Origin of the sequence: Shewanella spartinae (genome assembly GCF_019457555.1) — a bacterium.
Lineage (GTDB): Bacteria > Pseudomonadota > Gammaproteobacteria > Enterobacterales > Shewanellaceae > Shewanella > Shewanella loihica.
In genome coordinates, this window is record NZ_CP080418.1 from 2940557 (window position 1) to 2958837 (window position 18281).

Below are 18281 nucleotides of genomic sequence, written 5' to 3' on the forward strand. Positions count from 1 at the left end.
ATAAAAAAAGCCCCTTGCGGGGCTTTTTATTTTAAGGCTTAAAGTGCGACGTTATAGATACGTGCCTTTTCCTTGATATAGGCGAGATAACTTGTCGCTGAACGTTTAGTCTTCTCATCCTTAGCAGCCTTCAAGCAGGCATTGTATGCCGCTTTAATCTGCTTAGTACCTAGATAAGCCAAGGTTAGCTCAAACTCAACTTCACCTTCACTCACACCGCCGGCAGCCAATGCTTTTTTCAGCACAGGGATCGCCTCTTTGTGTTTCTCTTGCAGAGTGAGCAGACGGGCTTGTTTAAGGTAAAGTTTACCATCGTTGTTGATGGCAGCAGCCTTACCATAATAATCCGCCGCTTCCTTTAGCTCTTTAGCATTGTGATAGAAGCCACCTAGGATAGAGAAAGTCTTCTCATCTTCCTTAATCAGGCCACTCTTCATATGCTTTTCATAGATTTTCGCCGCGCGATAGGGTGAACCATTTTGCGCCAGCAGTTGAGACAGACGCGTGATATTACCCGACGTCTCTAAAAATCCATTCTTATAAGCTAAGTCGTAGGTTGCTAAAGACTTATCATAGCTTTCAGTCATCAAATAAAACTGCGCTAACTGAACCCATAGACGGCCATCTTCTTGGAAAAGAGGCACCATAGTCTCTAGGACTTTAATCGCATTTTTATAATCTTTCTTGTTGAAGTAAGCCGTCAGCTTCATCTGGTACAAGCCTTTATCTGGCTTAGTACTGATAGACAGACCCTTATCGACAACGCTGAGCACCTTATCCCACTCTTTGAGTTCTGAATAAGCGATACCTATACGACGATACACTTGTGGATCTTCTTTACAGGTAAACTTCATCCACTCGTAGTAGTAAGGGATAGACTCTTTAAACTTCTTTTCCTGAATCAACAGGTCGGCATATAGACGCAGGGTTGCACCATGGTCTGTACCGCCAAGAACATCAGCGTCAACGGCTTGCTTCAGGTACTTGATCGCCGTACCCATCTGATTCTTTTCGGCGTAAAAGTTACCCAACATACGGGCAATATAGGCCTTATCAAAAGCATCACGAGGGCTGGCTTCAAGCAATACGGCAATCGCTTCGTCGATATTGCCTTCTTGATAAGCTTCGAAAGACTTTTGTACTTTCTTTGCCGAGCTTTGGCCTACGGCCTTAGACTGGCGCTTCTCAATGGGGCATTTTTCGGCAGCGTTTACCGCTGGTGCAACGACCAGGCTTCCACCAATGGCAAGCAATAGCGCGGCTGCAAGTGTATTAACCTTTTGCATCTCTATTTGCCTCCATCAAGTTTAAAGTCTAGTTGTACAGTCATACCAGGTTGCTTGAGGGCTTTACCGTCAACAATCTTTGGCTTGTACTTCCACTTCTTCAGTGCACGCTTAGCTTCTTTGTCGAAGATACGCTTAGGATCGGCGTTGATCACTTGCACATCTTCTACACCACCAAGTTCGTTGATGGTAAAGCTAAGTTGAACCCAACCTTCCTTACCGTCACGCGCTGCGGCAATCGGGTACTGTGGCTCGATACGAACGATAGGTGTTGCATCACCGTCACGAGTCATCATGTTACCCAGCTTAAAGCCGGTAGATGCTGCACCTGCTACTACACCAGTCATGTTGAAAGACATGTTAGTGTCGATGTCTGATGAGCTATCAGGCGGTGGCGTATCTGGTAAAGGTGGCTGCTCAGGCGGTGTAGGTGGCTTAGGTTTAACCCTAGGCTTGTCCTGCACTTTCGTATCCTGTTTATCCATACTGATCTCAATAACCGGAGAATCAGTGGCAGTGTCGGCGCGTTTCGCGCCGCCACCGACCAAGAAGGCCATGAAAACAAACAGGGCGAAAGTAACAGCACCACCAACTAATAATGATACTATTCCTCTCAGCATATTAGTCTTTCCCCGCTGATACCGAAATCTTGTTGATCCCAGCTTTCTTCACATTGTCCATAACCTTAACAACAATGCCGTGTTCAGCTTCTTTATCTGCTTCGATCAATACAGCCGCTTCTGGTGATTCAGCCAGCATACGCTCAACGTTTGCTGTTACACGCTCGATGTCAACCTGACGGTTTTCCATCTTGATCACGCCTGTCTTGCTCACACCGATAAAGATGTTTGCCGACTTCTGAGTTGTCGCTTGAGAAGCCTCTGGCTTGTTGTAGTCAAGACCAGATGGCTTAATGAACGACGTTGTTACGATAAAGAAGATCAACATGATAAACACGATGTCGAGCATCGGTGTCATATCAATTTGCGCTTCTTCTTCTATACTTGAATGCTTTTTACGTGCCATGTTCAATCTCTCTCTAGTGGTGTGGCAGGCTATCTTTTAGCTTTTCCATACTGATTTTCATCTTGGCGTCTAGGCGAGTACTAAAGAATACTCCCGATAACGCTGCGACCATTCCCGCCATTGTCGGCATGGTTGCCATTGAAATACCAGCTGCCATCATACGAGCATTACTCGTCCCATGAACTGCCATCACATCGAATACCTGTATCATACCGGTTACGGTACCTAGTAGACCGATCATTGGACAGATGGCTACTAAGGTTTTGATAATCAGCATACGAGCATTCATATCTTGTTTCGCTTGGGATACCCAAGCTTCACGGATACGGTGTGCATGCCAAGAGGTTGAATCCTCTCGCTTGTCCCATGCGGTGATAATGTTTTTGTGCTCTTTTGGCGCAATCAGATTGAGATACCAATAGCGCTCAAGCATTAACACCCACATGAGGAATAGCACTGCCGCAACCAACCAGAGGACGTCGCCTCCGGAGGCCATGAAGCCCCTGACGGAATCCCAGATGTCCATCAGGTATAGCATCATTAGGCGTTCCTCTTCTCAGCGTGCTCGGCAACGATACCTGCACTTTGCTCTTCAAGTACTTGAACAACTGACTTGCTACGTGCAATCACGATAGCGTGCATTAGCATTAGTGGCAGTGCAGCAACCAGACCTTGTACGGTCGTCATCAGTGCCATAGAGATACCACCAGCCATTAGCTTAGGATCACCAGTACCGAATAGCTGGATGCTTTGGAAGGTTGCAATCATACCTGTTACTGTACCCAGTAGACCCATCATAGGTGCGATAGCCGCTAGAACCTTGATGATAGAGATACGAGTCTCAAGTGCTGGAGTTTCTTTCAGAATCGCTTCGTCAAGTTTCAGCTCTAGGGTTTCAACGTCAACATCTTTGTTATCGTGGTATGCCTTAAGTACGCGACCCAGTGGGTTGTTACCTGGGTTGTCGATGTTCTTACGTTGTGCGTTAACTTTCGCGCCAACAACATACAGAGTCACCAGACGCTCGATAGAGATCAGGGCACCAAGAACAAGCAGACCGATGATGATGTAACCGATAGTACCACCGGCTTCGATACGCTCTTCAATAGTTGCCTTCTGAGTGAACACGTTTAGCAGTACACCACGTGCAGGGTCAACAAACAGCTTGTGAACGCCTGAAGTTTGACCTTCAAAGTCTTTAACGCTGGCAACTTGCTCGCTACCAGGCTGTTGTGAAAGCTGCTGAACCAGACCTAGATCGGCGTTATAAACAACATACTGGCCATCGGCTAGCAGGTTGTAAGCACCAACACGAGTGATCTTGGTGTTGTGAACGTTACCGTCGATACCAGTTACGGCACCTTCAAAAGTAACCACTTTACCAGACTCAGCCATTTCGAATAGCTGCTCTTCCCAGAACTTTTCTAGCTCTTCGATTTTTGGCAGCTCTTTACGTGCACCTAGCTCGGCGATGAAAGCATCACGACCAGGGAACTGAGCGCTAACGTTTGATGAAACAAGCTTACCAGCGAAATCACCGGCTTCACCTTTAACAACACCGAACATCTCCCCCAAGTCACCTTGAGCAATCTTACGGTCTTCTTCTAACTGAGCGATTTTACGCTCGTTATCGGCAAATGCTTGAGAAAGATCTTTACCGCGTTGTTCTTCAGCCGCTAGAGCCGCTTTTTCACGCTTTAGCAGTGCAGCTTTATCGCCACGCTCGGCTTGGAACTCGGCTTCACGCTTCTTGTTTACTTTAGCAGCGTTAGCACGATCGGTTTGAACTTGCTTAAGTAGCTGGTCGATGTTCTTAGGCGCATCAGCAGCGCTCACCATGCCAGCAGTTAAAGACAGACTTGCAGCAACGATTGCTGTAGAGATTAACTTTTTCATTATTGTGCAGCCTCCGCAGCTGGGATTGGTAACGCGAACATATCTGGAGCACCCTGGCCACGAGCCTGGCGAATTGCTTTAGTAATGTTACGTAGATAGCTATCTTCTAGCTTATCCCATGCTTTTGTCTCAGGATTGAACATCCATGCAGACTTTTGATCTAGGCTTTGTGCGTAGTAGGCAACGCGACCGAAGTTGATGAAATCAACCAGGATCTCTTTACCGTCAAGTTGCAGCTTACCGGTTTCAACATTCAACTTAGAACCATATTCACGCTCGATGTTATAAGCATCAAGGATCAGACGGTATTTCTCAGCTAGCGTTACGTTAGCGGTATCTAGAGTTTCACGAAGACGCTTGATACGGGCTTCACGAGTTTCTTTGTTGAATGGCAGATCCAGAGCAACAAACTGCTCTAGTGCATCAACCATCTTGAACATTAGCGGTACAACGCCTTGACGTAGCTTATCAACACCGTTGATGTCTTCTTGGATAAGCTTCATGGTGGCTTCTTGGTCTGCTACCAGGCCAGCTACATAATCGTTGTATGACTTAGTTGACTCACGAGTGTCTGCAACTTGGCCATATTCAAACGCCATGTCTTGCGCTTGATCGTAATACTTATCAACTTTCTTTTGAGATGCGGCTGCATCTGCATGAATTTTCGCATCCGCTTTCTGAACATCAGAAAGTGGATCGGCAACCACTAAGTTACTGCCTGCTAAGGCCAGCGCGCCAATGAGCGCCGTAGCGATTTTAGTTCTATTGCTTACCTTGGACATAGTTCCCAACCAATTTGAAGTGAAAAATAAAAGGTTTAACTTATTGGTAACACGGGGTTTCTGCTTATATTTGCATGAATTCCGCCACCATAAGTGTGCATTTCTCTTGTGATTGTTAGTTATTATCTTCCCTTTTCTACACCAATCAAGGTGTAGACCCGCAGGCATCATTTCACAAAATGTTGACCTGTGTCAACATTTGGAAACGGCTAAAACTAGCAGAAAAAGCTCTTAGGGGCTGAAAATAACACAAGAGGTGTTTTTTCAAACAAGTCAATATTTACAAATCTAGTTCACATGAGCCGACTTAAACAACAATACACATCTAACTACATGATTTTAATAAGATATAACCAATAACAAAAACCAAATATACCGTTAACAAACCATTAACCAAATGACTTTATCGCAAACGTTTGCATCAAATTATGTTGTGCTGGTATTACCACGTGGTCTATCTGAAACATCTTTTATACATATAGCGAATTGAGACCCGCGAATACTAGATAGTTTTATTTATGACAATCTTCCACCCCAAAACCTGACCGTCATTATCTTCAATCTGATTAATGCTGCTTAAGTTCGCTCCCAGTTCAATTAGATTAGCTAACATGGCTGAAAGTGCCAATTCATCTAAAGATGCTTCGACAAGCTCACCGAGGCGATCTCTTAATGTTTCAATCTGCTGCCGTGCAAAAGAGAGATATTGCTGCTTCTTTGCCAAGGGCCAAAATAGGCCTTGTTGAAAAAGGCTCGCCACATAGGTAAGCAACTCACTGTCCTTCAGTCCTTCCTCATCGGACTGAGCCAGTGTTGAGATCTCTTGATTCAATTGGTGGCGCAATCGCTCGCACTCGCTATCTTGCTTGATGCGCTGAACATCTTCTGCGTTGGTAAGTGAGCCCATCTTCAAAATGAGCGCTTCTATGGTCTCGAATACTTTGGTTATCGAATGCTGACTGACGACATTCAATATTCGCCGGTTTCGATTGATGATCATCGAACGGCTATGGTGAGTCACCAAGCTAAGTCTGCCTCCGGGCTTAAGCACACGAATCGCCTCCGGAATAGAAAGAGCTAAATCAGAGTACTCAAGACCATATTGGGAGATAACCAGGTCAAAACTATTATCCTCAAAAGGCAAGCACGAACAATCTATGTGGGAAAGCAGTGATACCCTCACCTGCTCACTTAACGCCAACTCGTCCAACTTGGTATTAATTTGGGCAAGGTCTACACCTATTACTTCACCTTTCTTATTATCGCCTTTGAAATGTTGATTCAACAGCAACGGTAGTGCCCCGTTGCCAGTCGCGAGATCCAGCACGTTAAAGTTGTCTGCTAAGGCATTAAAATCCTGATGCCAATTTGTCTCTAGCACACCAGAGTAATTGCCAGAAAAACTGTCACCAAAAGATGTCAGGTGTCCCTGTTGCCAGTATTCGTCCCAGTGATGGCTCATAATGCTCGCCCTTTTGTCGTTTTTGTTATCGGCTTTTATTAATACCATAAAAAAAGGCCCTAAATAGGGCCTTTTTATCAGATATTTATACTAAAACTATTAGCTTACTCTTAGAACTTCAGAGTGTAGCTTGCGCGGTATTCGCGGCCATAGTTGTTGTACAGGTCAGCGTTTTCGAACTTACCGTCTGAAGATAGAACTGGATCTTCGTCAGTTAGGTTGTTAACACCTAGCATGATGCGACCGAAAGAACCTGCATCATAGGTGTAGCTGATGTTGTGAATCAACCATGAATCTAAGCTACCTTCTGGAACAATAGTGTCACCAACTGACTTGCTTGACTCATAAGTGCTGTCAGTGTAGTTCATGTTCCAAGATACGCGGTGGTCACCCATTGTATAAGTAGTAGTAAATACAGACTTGTACTCAGGCTGTCCTGACCAACCAGCAGTGTCGATTGCACCTGAACCACCTTCAACTTCTTCAACATACTCAAGAACGAAGCTGTTAGTCCATGCGATACCGAAGTCACCAAAGTCAGTTTCAAAGTTACCGTTTAGACCAACGTCGATACCTTTGATCTGTAGCTTATCGCTGTTGCCATAACCAGTACCAACTTCTAATGCCTTACCTAGTTTACCTGCTTCACCTGGAGCACGAACTACGTAGAAGGTATCAGATGGAGCCAGGTTACCACTTGCAATACCACGCATTACGTTAGTGATAGAGCGACGGCTGATAACGTCATCGATCTTCAGGTCGAAGTAGTCAACCTTAATACCAAAGTTATCTACGATATCCCATGCAAGACCTAAGTTGATGTACTCAGAAGTCTCAGGGCCTAGGTCCTTGTTAGCACGGATGTATGTATCGTATTGCTTCTCAGGACAATCAGCAATGCCGTTAGATACACAGTATGGGTAGTCGGTACCGTCATCAGCACTGAAAGTGGTTGCAGCATATAGCTGATCCAGAGCTGGTGCACGGAACGCTTCTGAGTAAGAAGCACGTAGAACCAAGTTATCCAGAGCTTGCCAACGAACAGATGCCTTAGGCGCTACGTTGTTACCGAAATCGCTGTAATCATCGTAACGAGCTGCGATGTTCAGCTCGATGGTGTCAGTTAGAGGCATAGCCGCTTCATAGAATGCAGCCCATACTTGACGGTCACCGCCAGCAGAGTTACCAGCGCTACCACCGATTAGACCCGCTTCAGATTGCGCGTCATAGATAGAAGCGAAATCTTGCTCGAAGTACTCTAAACCGAAGTAGTGAGCAACAGCACCACCTGGCAGTTCAAATGCATCGAAACCGATACCAGCATTGTACTGGTGGAAGGTAGCACGGTCTTGAGTCAGAGTAGTGGCCTTCATGTTGTTTACACCGGCTTCAGAACCTAGATCGATTCCGTTAGCTTCGTTGTAAGCAAGACCAGAGTAGCTCAGGTAGTACTCACCGATAGACTTGTTATCGGCCTTGTTGTAGTGGTAGTAGAATTCCCAAGTCGCATCGTTCCATGCGCTGATAGAACCACGAAGACCAGTCAGGTAATCTTGGTTGTAGTCATCTACGTTACCGTCACGAGTACCGATACCAACCCAACGGAAGTAACCACGAGTTTCTTCGCCGTAAGGGTTATGTGGGTTATCGGCAGACATGTTGTTCCAAGCAGCTGCTGGAGGCGCATAACGACCGAAAGAGTTGTTCTGAGTGAACATGATGCGACCGAACCACTCTACATCTTCAGCGATTTCATAGTTTGCATCTACATAAACAGTGTTACGGTCAACAGAAGCTTTGTTATAAGAAACGTTACCGTATGCATACATACAGTAAGTTGAACCTGGGCCCCAGTCATCGTCAGCTTTAACAGTCTTGAATACGTTGTCGCCGTATTGTGCTGCTAAGTCATCACAAAGTGGTGAAGCTTGAGCTTCTGAGAAGTCTGGAGAAGCAATGGTTGCACCATAGATAGACCAGCCATCAGTTTCGCTGTAAGCCTGGATTTCACCGTCACCGTTCAGGTCACGCATCCAAGGAGCTGAGAAAGCACGGTCGCCGTCAGCGATACCCTTACGGTCTTGATGGTCGAATGCAAAGGTAATGTTACCCTTATCCATTTCATAACCAGCAACCACAGAGAATTCTTTACTTGTCAGGCCGCCGTCACGGTCACGTGAACCACCACCAACGTTGAATTCGATACCTTGGAAGTTCTTCTTCATGATGATGTTAACAACACCAGCAATCGCGTCAGAACCGTAAGTAGAAGAAGCACCGTCGGTTAGAATTTCAATACGCTCAACCGCTGCCATAGGGATGGCGTTAAGGTTAGCAGAAGAACCACCTAGAGTAGGTGAACCTGGGAAACGCTTACCATCGATCAGAACTAGGGTACGGCTTGAACCAGCACCACGTAGGTTGATTGTTGCTTGAGACTGAGCAGAGCTACCAGAGCGCTCAGAGAATGAACCAAAAGAGTTTAAGTTACTGTTACGTAGCGCATCGGCTACTGTAAAGTTACCTTCAACTTTCATATCGTCTGCAGTGATCGTTGTTACAGGTGAAGCACCTTCAAGATCACTACGCTTAATGCGTGAACCAGTAACTTCAATACGTTCAACTTTATCTGCAGCTTGCTCGTCTGCCGCGAATACTGCTGGAGCAGTAAAAGCTGTCATAGCTGCACCGCCAACTAGTGCGAAACGCACTGAATTAGCTAATAAGCTGTTCTTATACATGTTGTTTCTCCCTGGACTTTATTTTTTATTTTTTTGTGAAAGTAAACACAAATAAACATCAATCGTTACACTTGTGCACATTCGCCAACAAATAGAACCACATGTGAAACATTTAATCAACAATCGCATCACTATTTTCACAGATTTAATTGGCGATCGCTCAATTTGTAGACGCCTGTCACAATAAGTCAGATTTTTGCTAGATGTAGCAAGTCGACGATTTAGGGCAAAAATTGCCGCAACAAAGTATTGCGAACAGAGAGGAGTTATGAATAAACCATATAAAACCAATGAGATATAGTATTTTGACATACGGACACTGATTACAGATAAAACTAATTTAGGTGGGCTATTAATTAGCGATTCATCAAACCAATGATCGACAAGATGTTAAATATCAGTAGTTGTAACAAAGAAGCTTAATTGTAAAATCACGCTGTCAATTGGGTAAAATCAGCAACCGTACGTAAAGAATTGATTACAAATTAACCTGCTGTTAGAGATTAAATCGCAATACCTCTCACATAAGGCAAATTCGGCAGCATTAGGGGTAGTTAAGATAAAACAAGGTAAGGACTAAGGTTAGACCCAGATCCTACTAAGACTAGACTAGGCGCAGATAGAGACTAGCCTCGAGCCAGGCAATGAGACCTAGCTTCGACTCTTGATAGACACTCAAATATTAGTGTGAAAAACCAGTCGAGCAGAATAAATAGAGTAGCTTATGGCAGGGTCATCACTCGCCATCAATGGATAAGAATTGGGATTTTAGAAAGGTAATAAAAAAGCGCCAATTAGGCGCTTTTCTTTGAATTGGTCAGACTTTCACTCGTAATGACAAGGCGTATTACAGAGTGTAACGAATACCTATGGCTATACCGTCTTCTTCGAATTTAGCTTGGGCTTCAGCATCGGCACCTTCAAACTTACTGAAGTCTTTACGACCTTCAACATAAAGCACTGTGTTGGCATCCCACACATAGTGCAGACCAACAACCACGAACTGACGCTTGAACGAAGAGTTAGGGTCAACGTTGTTAGGCTGGATCACATAGTCCTTACCGGCATCTAAGATGTTGTAAGAAACAAAGGGACGGAAACCGTTATCAAACTTGTAAGAGAACAGTGTTTCGACACCGTATGAATCCTTGATCAGACGACCCAGGTTATCGGTATCGTGGTTCTCGTTCTTGTTAAAGTTAGCCGCGCCATAGAAACCGTCGGCGTCCCAGTTACCCCAGGTCACACCCATACCGTAGATCACGTCGATTGCGGTGATCTGCTCTGAGGTCTTTCTGAAGGTGACATCAAACTCACCACGGTTGATACCAGCAGAGACAGAAAGCTTGTCGTTAACCTGATAAGTCGCAGACGCGCCATAGGTGTAGTTGTACTTAACTTCTTCTGAATCTAAGACAGGATCTTGGCTGTCCCAACGCTCTTTACAGTCGGTAGACAGGTTAGGATCATATTCACAGGTATAGAACTTATCGTTCTTTAGCTGCGCCTGAACCGCAAAGCTCAAGTCACCTACGCTGTTACGGTACTGAACGATCTTGTCACCACGACCCACACCGTTTACCGCACCATCTGCCTTGTTATAGGTGTAAACACCGGCAGCGTTACCGTCCCATACGAAACCGTAGTTAGTGTTGTAAACCACGTCATACCAAGCACCCCACTGCTTACCTATGGTCAGGCTACCATAGAGATCGTGGGCGATACCGACATAACCGAGACGGTTGTTAAGAAAGTCACCGCTCTTAGATTCGAAGTTACTCTCACTGCTGTAAACGATTTCGCTGTTACCGAATGGGTTCACACCCCACTCCAGCTTAGTGAACGCCTTCCAGCCGTCGCTCATCTCACGGGTGAAACCAAAATTGATCCGTGACGCACCGTTAACCACTTCAGTTGAACCTTGAGTGTTAATAACACGGGCATCAATAAAACCACCAATTTCTACCGCATTTTTATCGTCTTTATAGATTTCGATAGCGGATGCAGCGGGGACAAAAATGACAGCCGCTAACGCTGTTGCTATTACACTCTTCTTCATCTGTTAGTCTAACCTTTTGTTATGTTCAGTTTGCTTTATCTTATTGTGCGACATTCCGTTGTTTTATTTCGTTCCAATTTCAGCTAAAGACTAGCAAAAGATTAGCATTCCCTCAAAGACGAATATCACAATAACGGCGCTATTTTTCACCAAGTTAACTAAAGAATTCCAGAAAACTCAGACTTTACACCAAACGTTAACAACTCATCACTATCTCAACAACCAGAAAACAACTAAATTAACGACATTTGCTTGGCCACAAGATTATTGAAACTAGTGTTTAAAATTGAAAGTATGGGATCAGAAATGGGGGCGATCTGTTTATCCAGATAATACTGATAATCGATCTTTCCGAGTAGATGCTGTACAGGTTCTGCGCCGTTTTGTGTCATCAGATAGCTTATTTTTTCGCCCCGCTTGCCATGACTGTCATCGCCACTTCGTTGACACCAAAGAGTCGCCGCCTTCACATGGGGTGATGACTTGGCGGTATAGTCTTCGATATTGCGCCTGAGGCGTTTAGAAAAAATCAGCTTGTCGTCGAGTTCTCCCCGCTGCAGCGCATCCACAATTTGTTTCAAATAGCCAAGCACATCCTGCTTGGCAAACAGTCGATAATAGAGCTCGGCCTGTACCTCCCGCGCCAAGGGGCTCCAGTCACTCCTCACCTGCTCCATCCCCTTAAACACCAGCTTGAGGCTTTGGTCCTCCTGCAGGTAGGCGCCCACATAACGCTTCTTAGAGCCTTCGGTAGAGCCACGCAGTGTCGGCATGAAGAACTGCTCGAAATGTCGCTCATATTCAAGCTCGAGATAACAATCTAACTGAAACTCCTGCTTGAGCTTGAGTCGCCATTTCTCGTTGATCGATGCGACCAACTCCCTGGCAAAGGCATCGATATCACCGACACGCTCGGGCGAGGAGATATGCACGAAGGTAGAGTCAGTATCGCCATAGATAACGGTCAAGCCCAGCGCCTCAATCCATTGCTTGGTCTGCTTCATGATCTCATGACCCCTAAGGGTAATTGAGCTTGCCAGGCGCGCATCGTGGAATACGCAGCCGCGAGACCCCAGCACGCCGTATAGGGAGTTCATGATGATCTTTATCGCCTGCGACAGGGGGGCATTGGCTTCGCGCTTGGCTTCTTCGCGCTTGGCAGACAGGCTGGCGATAAGGCCGGGCAGAATAGGCGAGTTGCGACTAAACTGGGCGCCCAAAAAGCCAGGCACGGTATCATTGCCTTCTCTTACTCCCTTTACCCCGGCATTAGCCTCTGCTTTTAATCCTTCCACCAACCCCTTTGGGTCAATCAAAAACGTCCTGATGATCGACGGGTAGAGGCTCTTAAAATCGAGCACCAATATATGTTGATAGAGGCCGGGTTTAGAGTCCATCACATAGCCGCCTGGGCTCTCTATGCCATCGCTGACCGGCACGCTGGGGGCGACATAGCCGGCGCGGTGCAGATGGGGCAGATAAAGATTGTTAAACGCCGCCACCGAGGCGCCAACGCGGCCAAGCTCTAAGCCGGTTAGACGCGAACGCTCCATCACAAATGCCAACAGATCGGTTTTGGCAAAGATCTCCCACACCAGGCGACAGTCGGTAATATTGTACTGGGCCAGCGCCGCCTTATCCTCACGAAACAGGGTCGCTATCTCCTCGGCGCGGTGACTGACGTTGTGAATCGCCTTCCCCTCACCGAGTAACTCTCTGGCGACAGATTCCAGACTAAAACTGTCAAACTGATAGAAGGCCGCCTTGAGCCAGTCGATGCCATCGAGCACCACACGCCCAGGCAAGATTAAGGTCTCCGGTCGATATTTGTTATCGACCCGCCAAGAAAGCTGATTGCCTAGCCTGCCAAGCGTCAGCGGAATATTGAGCACCTTGGCCCTGCGATACAAGAGCGCCAGATCGAAGGTCACAACCGCCCAACCTATAATGATGTCGGGATCATTGAGCTTAAACCAGTCAAGCAGCGCCTTAATCAGCGCAGCCTCATTGGGCACAAGCTCGAGATACTCTGGCGGCGAGTCACATGTCTCCCCCACCATGATCACCTGCTGATAGCACTCGCCGTTGGCCGATTGACCGTACAGCCCGACACTAAAAAGCTCACCATCCATGGCACATTCGAAATCCAGCGAGACCACAGCCAGTTTAACTTCTCGATTAATATCTAGCTCACTGCGTCTGGCGCGCTCGGCGATGAGCGTTGGCGTGTCTAGTGCTTGGTTTTGCCAGTGGCCAATAAACTCCACGTCTAAGGCTATGTAACGCTCGATAAGATAACGCTGCTCGGCCCTGAGTTCAGACTCGTAAAGAGAGATCCCCTTATCGGCGGCGATACGACTGAGATGACGATAGCTTTGATTATTAGCGAAATAGAGTGCGCTGACCGGCTCATCGTCGAAGGTGGTCAAGTTAAGCGCTTCGCTGCGTACCCCACTCTCATGGTTGCCGCCGAGCAGGCTCAACTCATCCTGAGTGCGACAAAAACAGATGCGCTCGCCATTGGGCACAATGACCCGAGCTGGCCCTTCGGCCGTACTAAGGTAATAGTGTAATTCGCTGCCTTGATGGTGACGGGTTAAGATCCGCCCTTTTACGCTCACCAGCGGGGTGTTTAAATCATGCAATCCTGGCTATTATCCAATTAATTTCAATACATTAGGTGACACGACAACAAATAAGTCGTGAATTCCTTGCTTCAACTCTTCTTAGGCTATGTAATCACTGTTATTATGTACAGCATTATTTGCCAGCACTAAGCCTTCATGTTATCTGCCGACGTTAAAACCCAGATCCGAACGATTTACAAAGAGATTGCCACCGCCCTGCCTAACTTTAGGTCGCGCCGGGAACAAAATTATATCGTCGCCGAGATCTCCAAGACACTCGCCGGTGAATATGACAAGCATAGACGCATCATAGTGGTCGAGGCAGGCACAGGCATAGGTAAGTCGCTGGCTTATATCTTAGGTTCGATTCCACTGGCGTTGGCGAACAAGAAGAAGGTTTGTATCGCCACCGCCACGGTTGCCCTGCAGGAGCAGCTGCTCAACAAGGACTTACCCTTCTTCTCCAAGCAATCAGGGCTCAACTTCACCTTCGGCCTGGTAAAGGGACGTCAGCGCTATGTCTGTCTCTCTAAGCTTGAGATGCTGATCGGCGGCGATGATGGCACTCAGATGGCCATGTGGCAGACCAAGCCTGACCATAGCCAGGTCGAGCTCTTACAAGGCCTGCTGAAAGACTTTCACGAAGGACGCTGGAACGGCGAGCGAGACACACTGTCTCAGCAACTGCCGGATCACCTTTGGCAGCAGATCGCCTGCGATAAACACAGCTGCCACAGACAACTCGCCAGCCACAGACACTGCCCCTTCCATAAGGCCCGTGAAGATGTAGACACATGGGACGTACTAATTGCCAACCATAGCCTACTGTTTGCCGATCTCGAACTGGGCGGCGGGGTGATTCTGCCAGATCCGGAAGAACTCTATTATGTGATCGACGAGGCCCATCACCTACCGATAGTGGCCAGAGACTTCTCCAGCGCCCAGGCAACGCTCAGGGGCGCCATCGACTGGCTTGAAAAGGTCGGCAAAACCAGCGCCAAGCTGCAGAACCAGCTCAAGAGCAACAACATCATAGCCCCCGCCCAGGCCATGCTAGATCACATCAACGATCTCACCAGCCTGCTCACCAGCGTCGCCCAATATTGCGACGGCCAGGCAGCCAAATTTGATAACCCCGAGCGGCGCATCCGCTTCGAACACGGCAAGCTACCGGCGTCCTTGACCATGCTGGCGGAAAACCTGGCCACGGCATCGAGCAGCGCACTTAAGCAATTCAACAAGATGCTGGTGCTGCTCAACGAGGCGATTAAAGATGGCGAGCTACCTAAGCATCAGTCGGAGCAGCTACTGAGCGAGACAGGCTTCATGTTACAGCGCCTGGAGAATCTGCAGAAGTTGTGGAAGATGATGGCCAAGGAAGACAGCGCCAAGGGCGCCCCCATGGCTCGCTGGGTCGAGCACCTGGTAGGCAAACAGAGCGACTATCTGTTTAACGTCTCGCCGATCGAGGTGGGATATATGCTCGAAACCCTGCTGTGGGAGAAGGCCGCCGGCGTGGTCCTCTGTAGCGCTACCCTGAGGGCACTGAATAACTTCAACCACTTTACCCATCAGGTGGGGCTCTCCATCAACGATGGCAGTCGCTATCTGGCCATGGACAGTCCGTTTGATTTCCAGCAGAACGCGACCCTGTATCTGCCCAAGATGCGCACCGAACCCACGGACGATCGCTATACCGACGAGCTGGCGGAACAGATCCTCACCCTAATCGACGGTGAGATGGCAACCCTAGTGCTGTTTGCCTCCTACTGGCAGATGGAGAAGGTGGCCGATCTGGTCAGAAGCAAGATTAAGTCGCCGCTGCTTATCCAAGGGGAAGCCTCCCGTCAGCAGCTGCTGCAAGATCATAAGCAGCGCTGCGATAACGGCGAGGTCAGCATCATCTTCGGTACCGGCAGTTTCTCAGAGGGTCTCGACCTTCCCGGCGACTACCTGACGAACCTGATCATCACAAAACTGCCCTTTGCCGTGCCTACCTCGCCGGTGGAACAGGCACACGCGGAATACATTAAGGCAAAGGGAGGAAATCCCTTCTTACAGCTGACGATCCCAGATGCTTCGCGTAAACTGATCCAAAGTTGTGGTAGATTACTGCGTAAAGAAGAGGATTATGGCAGAATCACCATATTGGATCGCCGTTTAGTGACCAAACGCTACGGCAAATCCCTACTGGATGCCCTGCCTCCCTTTCGTCAAGTCATTGAATAGAAAGCAATCTAATAGAAAGCAACCGAATAGGATAACCATTGGATCTATTACTCGACCCAGGTAGCTGGGCGATTCTGGCTGCGACCGGCTTTATCGCAGGTTTTATCGATGCCGTCGCCGGTGGCGGTGGCCTGTTGTCGATCCCGGCCCTGCTCACCATAGGCATTCCACCCCATACGGCGCTGGGCACTAACAAGTTGGCGGCCAGCTTCGGCTCCTCCATGGCGGCCTTCACCTACTATCGCAAGCAGTTTTTCACCCCCAGATTTTGGTATCACGCCTCCATTGCCACCTTTATCGGCGCTGTCATAGGCACCTTTGTGGTCTACCTCATCGACAATCAATGGCTCGAGAAGTGGCTACCGCTATTTATCATCGCCGTGGCCCTCTATACGCTACTAAAACCCAATGCCATGGGCTGCCCCACCTATGAGCCGCCGGTAAAGCCGCCCTCTAAATTTAAGCAGTGGCGCCAAGGGCTACCGCTTGGTTTCTACGACGGATTTGCCGGCCCGGCGACCGGCGCCTTCTGGACCATCAGCAGCGTGTCTCAATATAAGCTGCCAGTGCTCAATAGCTGCGGCCTTGCCAGAGCCATGACGCTGATCAGCAACCTCACCTCACTGAGTGTGTTTCTGGCATTAGGCCAGGTGAATCTAATGGTCGGACTGTCGATGGGGCTGTGTATGATGCTAGGATCATTTATCGGCGCCCGCACCGCCATCAAGTTTGGTGTGCCTTTTATTCGCCCCCTGTTTATTACCATAGTGATACTCATCGCCATTAATCTGGCCTGGGGAGCCTGGGCATGAAGACAAATGAACTTATCCACCGCCTGCGAGTCCAACTGAAACAGTTAGAGCAAGAGGTGCTGCAACACGACAGCCTATTGCCTAAGGGCGAGCGTAAGCTGCTGCAAGATACAGAGCGATTTAACGACAATCTGTTTAATCAGGCGGGTGCTCAGCTTGGCCCCTGCATAGATCAGCTCAGTAAGAAGATTGCTCAGCTCGAGAAGTTGCTCCAGGGCAATATTTCGGCGACGACCATCGCCCTGGCCTGCGAAGGCATTCAGGACAGGTTTACCGCCCTGAGGCGCGCGTTGAATACCACGGCGCTTGGGGTAAAGTCGGCCGAGCAGCAGAAGGCGTCTCGCATCGCCCATGCGCGCAAGCGGCGACAGAAGAGCCATGCCCAGAGCGGATTTAGTTGGATCGCGGCCGGCGTGATGAATAACAGCCACCAGCTCTATGAAGAATTGAACAAACATATGAACTGGGTTCACACCTTTGAACAAAAAATTGCGCATTTGCAATCTAAGCTTGAAAACTGTCATAGTGCTGACAAAATTGCACTGCAAAATGAAATACTTTTGGTCCATCGCCGCTTAGGCAAGTGCCGACAAGCTATCAGCTATATAGAAGATCGTATTCAGGCGTTCGAACGCCCATACAAGCATCAGAATCGTTAAGGAGCAACAATGAAATCAATCAAGCCAATCACCGCTTTAATCGCTCTGCTTGGTGCCTCATCGGCAATGGCTGCCAACCTCTCCATCCCCATGGCATTCGAATACCTTGCCCTAGATGGCAAGAAGGTAGAAGGCAGCCTGTTTAATCACAAATCTGATCTTGAGCTAAGCCAAGGCACGCACAAAATCGCTATCCGTTACCATGACATGGTGCAAGACGACTTCAGCGACAGCGAAAGCTTTGTAAAATCATCTCCCTTCATCGTGACCCTGGCGGTTGACGGCGACTATGATTACCGCCTACAGCCGGCCGAAGGCGAGATCATCAAGAAGCCCAAATCATTCGCCAAATCACCAGCGGTAGTGATCAGCCGTATCGATGGCGGCGCGGTCAACTACAAGGTGACTCACACCGAGCTCACTGAAGACAGCTTCGTCAGCAAGCTGTTTAACGGCAACTCGGGTCAGGATATCGAAACAGCAGCCGCAGCCGCGACAGGTACAGCCGTCGCCGCCCATGCTACTGCGCCAGTGCAACCAGTTGGCACTGTCGAAGCCGTTACCTTACCCGCGACGCTACCGGCTAATCCAAGTGCAAGCGATGCCGCTCATGCTCAGCAGATGTTGCAATACTGGTGGCTACATGCCGACGACAAGACACGTAAAGAGTTTATGAGCTGGGCAATCAAACAGCTGTAACTT

Annotated in this window: 14 protein-coding genes; 4 read left to right on the forward strand and 10 right to left on the reverse strand. The window is 48.0% G+C overall.

What is annotated here, in order from left to right; all coding sequences use genetic code 11:
• Positions 1-38 precede the first annotated feature (38 nt).
• From K0I31_RS12890 to K0I31_RS12935, 10 genes are all read right to left on the reverse strand, one after another.
• Entirely contained in the window at positions 39-1286 is a 1248-nt protein-coding gene (locus K0I31_RS12890) for a tetratricopeptide repeat protein (RefSeq protein WP_220078650.1), read from the reverse strand.
• A gap of 2 nt (positions 1287-1288) precedes the next feature.
• Positions 1289-1906 (reverse strand): energy transducer TonB, encoded by a 618-nt coding sequence (locus tag K0I31_RS12895; RefSeq protein ID WP_011866271.1) that lies wholly within the window; start codon positions 1904-1906, stop codon positions 1289-1291.
• 1 nt (position 1907) lies between these two features.
• A complete protein-coding gene (locus K0I31_RS12900; RefSeq protein WP_011866272.1) occupies positions 1908-2312 on the reverse strand; it encodes an ExbD/TolR family protein in 405 nt (134 codons plus the stop codon).
• Between the two features lie 13 nt (positions 2313-2325).
• On the reverse strand, positions 2326-2853 hold the full coding sequence (locus K0I31_RS12905; RefSeq protein ID WP_011866273.1) for a MotA/TolQ/ExbB proton channel family protein: 528 nt from the start codon (positions 2851-2853) through the stop codon (positions 2326-2328).
• Complete coding sequence (locus K0I31_RS12910) at positions 2853-4208, reverse strand: MotA/TolQ/ExbB proton channel family protein (RefSeq protein ID WP_011866274.1); 1356 nt, start codon at positions 4206-4208, stop codon at positions 2853-2855. The genes K0I31_RS12905 and K0I31_RS12910 overlap by 1 nt, the downstream gene beginning before the upstream one ends.
• Positions 4208-4990 carry a DUF3450 domain-containing protein gene (locus K0I31_RS12915; protein WP_011866275.1) on the reverse strand — a complete coding sequence of 261 codons (783 nt, stop codon included), beginning with the start codon at positions 4988-4990 and terminating at the stop codon, positions 4208-4210. The genes K0I31_RS12910 and K0I31_RS12915 overlap by 1 nt, the downstream gene beginning before the upstream one ends.
• 502 nt (positions 4991-5492) lie before the next feature.
• Positions 5493-6452 (reverse strand): class I SAM-dependent methyltransferase, encoded by a 960-nt coding sequence (locus tag K0I31_RS12920; protein WP_258406494.1) that lies wholly within the window; start codon positions 6450-6452, stop codon positions 5493-5495.
• A gap of 110 nt (positions 6453-6562) precedes the next feature.
• Entirely contained in the window at positions 6563-9193 is a 2631-nt protein-coding gene (locus tag K0I31_RS12925) for a TonB-dependent receptor (protein WP_220071810.1), read from the reverse strand.
• Positions 9194-10040: 847 nt separating this feature from the next.
• Entirely contained in the window at positions 10041-11252 is a 1212-nt protein-coding gene (locus tag K0I31_RS12930) for a porin (RefSeq protein ID WP_011866278.1), read from the reverse strand.
• A gap of 233 nt (positions 11253-11485) precedes the next feature.
• On the reverse strand, positions 11486-13873 hold the full coding sequence (locus K0I31_RS12935; protein WP_220080846.1) for a DNA polymerase II: 2388 nt from the start codon (positions 13871-13873) through the stop codon (positions 11486-11488).
• Positions 13874-14035: 162 nt separating this feature from the next.
• Here K0I31_RS12935 and dinG point away from each other — a divergent pair, with 162 nt between their 5' ends.
• From dinG to K0I31_RS12955, 4 genes are read left to right on the forward strand one after another with little or no spacing between them, the layout of a single operon-like run.
• Positions 14036-16108 carry an ATP-dependent DNA helicase DinG gene (gene dinG / locus K0I31_RS12940; protein WP_220078652.1) on the forward strand — a complete coding sequence of 691 codons (2073 nt, stop codon included), beginning with the start codon at positions 14036-14038 and terminating at the stop codon, positions 16106-16108.
• 38 nt (positions 16109-16146) lie between these two features.
• Positions 16147-16920, forward strand: a complete 774-nt coding sequence (locus tag K0I31_RS12945) for a sulfite exporter TauE/SafE family protein (RefSeq protein WP_220078653.1) — start codon at positions 16147-16149, stop codon at positions 16918-16920.
• The gene (locus K0I31_RS12950; RefSeq protein WP_220071812.1) at positions 16917-17579 is read left to right on the forward strand and encodes a primosomal replication protein; all 663 of its coding nucleotides are present in this window, start codon (positions 16917-16919) and stop codon (positions 17577-17579) included. The genes K0I31_RS12945 and K0I31_RS12950 overlap by 4 nt, the downstream gene beginning before the upstream one ends.
• Positions 17580-17588: 9 nt before the next feature.
• Positions 17589-18278 carry a DUF2057 domain-containing protein gene (locus K0I31_RS12955; RefSeq protein ID WP_220078654.1) on the forward strand — a complete coding sequence of 230 codons (690 nt, stop codon included), beginning with the start codon at positions 17589-17591 and terminating at the stop codon, positions 18276-18278.
• The last annotated feature ends 3 nt before the right edge of the window (positions 18279-18281 follow it).

Bases quoted from the DNA above. Each gene is read 5' to 3' on its own strand.
- K0I31_RS12915 (WP_011866275.1), bottom strand. From the start codon at position 4,990: ATGTCCAAGGTAAGCAATAGAACTAAAATCGCTACGGCGCTCATTGGC.
- K0I31_RS12905 (WP_011866273.1), bottom strand. From the start codon at position 2,853: ATGATGCTATACCTGATGGACATCTGGGATTCCGTCAGGGGCTTCATG.
- K0I31_RS12895 (WP_011866271.1), bottom strand. From the start codon at position 1,906: ATGCTGAGAGGAATAGTATCATTATTAGTTGGTGGTGCTGTTACTTTC.
- K0I31_RS12890 (WP_220078650.1), bottom strand. From the start codon at position 1,286: ATGCAAAAGGTTAATACACTTGCAGCCGCGCTATTGCTTGCCATTGGT.
- K0I31_RS12950 (WP_220071812.1), top strand. From the start codon at position 16,917: ATGAAGACAAATGAACTTATCCACCGCCTGCGAGTCCAACTGAAACAG.
- K0I31_RS12925 (WP_220071810.1), bottom strand. From the start codon at position 9,193: ATGTATAAGAACAGCTTATTAGCTAATTCAGTGCGTTTCGCACTAGTT.
- K0I31_RS12930 (WP_011866278.1), bottom strand. From the start codon at position 11,252: ATGAAGAAGAGTGTAATAGCAACAGCGTTAGCGGCTGTCATTTTTGTC.
- dinG (WP_220078652.1), top strand. From the start codon at position 14,036: ATGTTATCTGCCGACGTTAAAACCCAGATCCGAACGATTTACAAAGAG.
- K0I31_RS12910 (WP_011866274.1), bottom strand. From the start codon at position 4,208: ATGAAAAAGTTAATCTCTACAGCAATCGTTGCTGCAAGTCTGTCTTTA.
- K0I31_RS12920 (WP_258406494.1), bottom strand. From the start codon at position 6,452: ATGAGCCATCACTGGGACGAATACTGGCAACAGGGACACCTGACATCT.
- K0I31_RS12955 (WP_220078654.1), top strand. From the start codon at position 17,589: ATGAAATCAATCAAGCCAATCACCGCTTTAATCGCTCTGCTTGGTGCC.
- K0I31_RS12900 (WP_011866272.1), bottom strand. From the start codon at position 2,312: ATGGCACGTAAAAAGCATTCAAGTATAGAAGAAGAAGCGCAAATTGAT.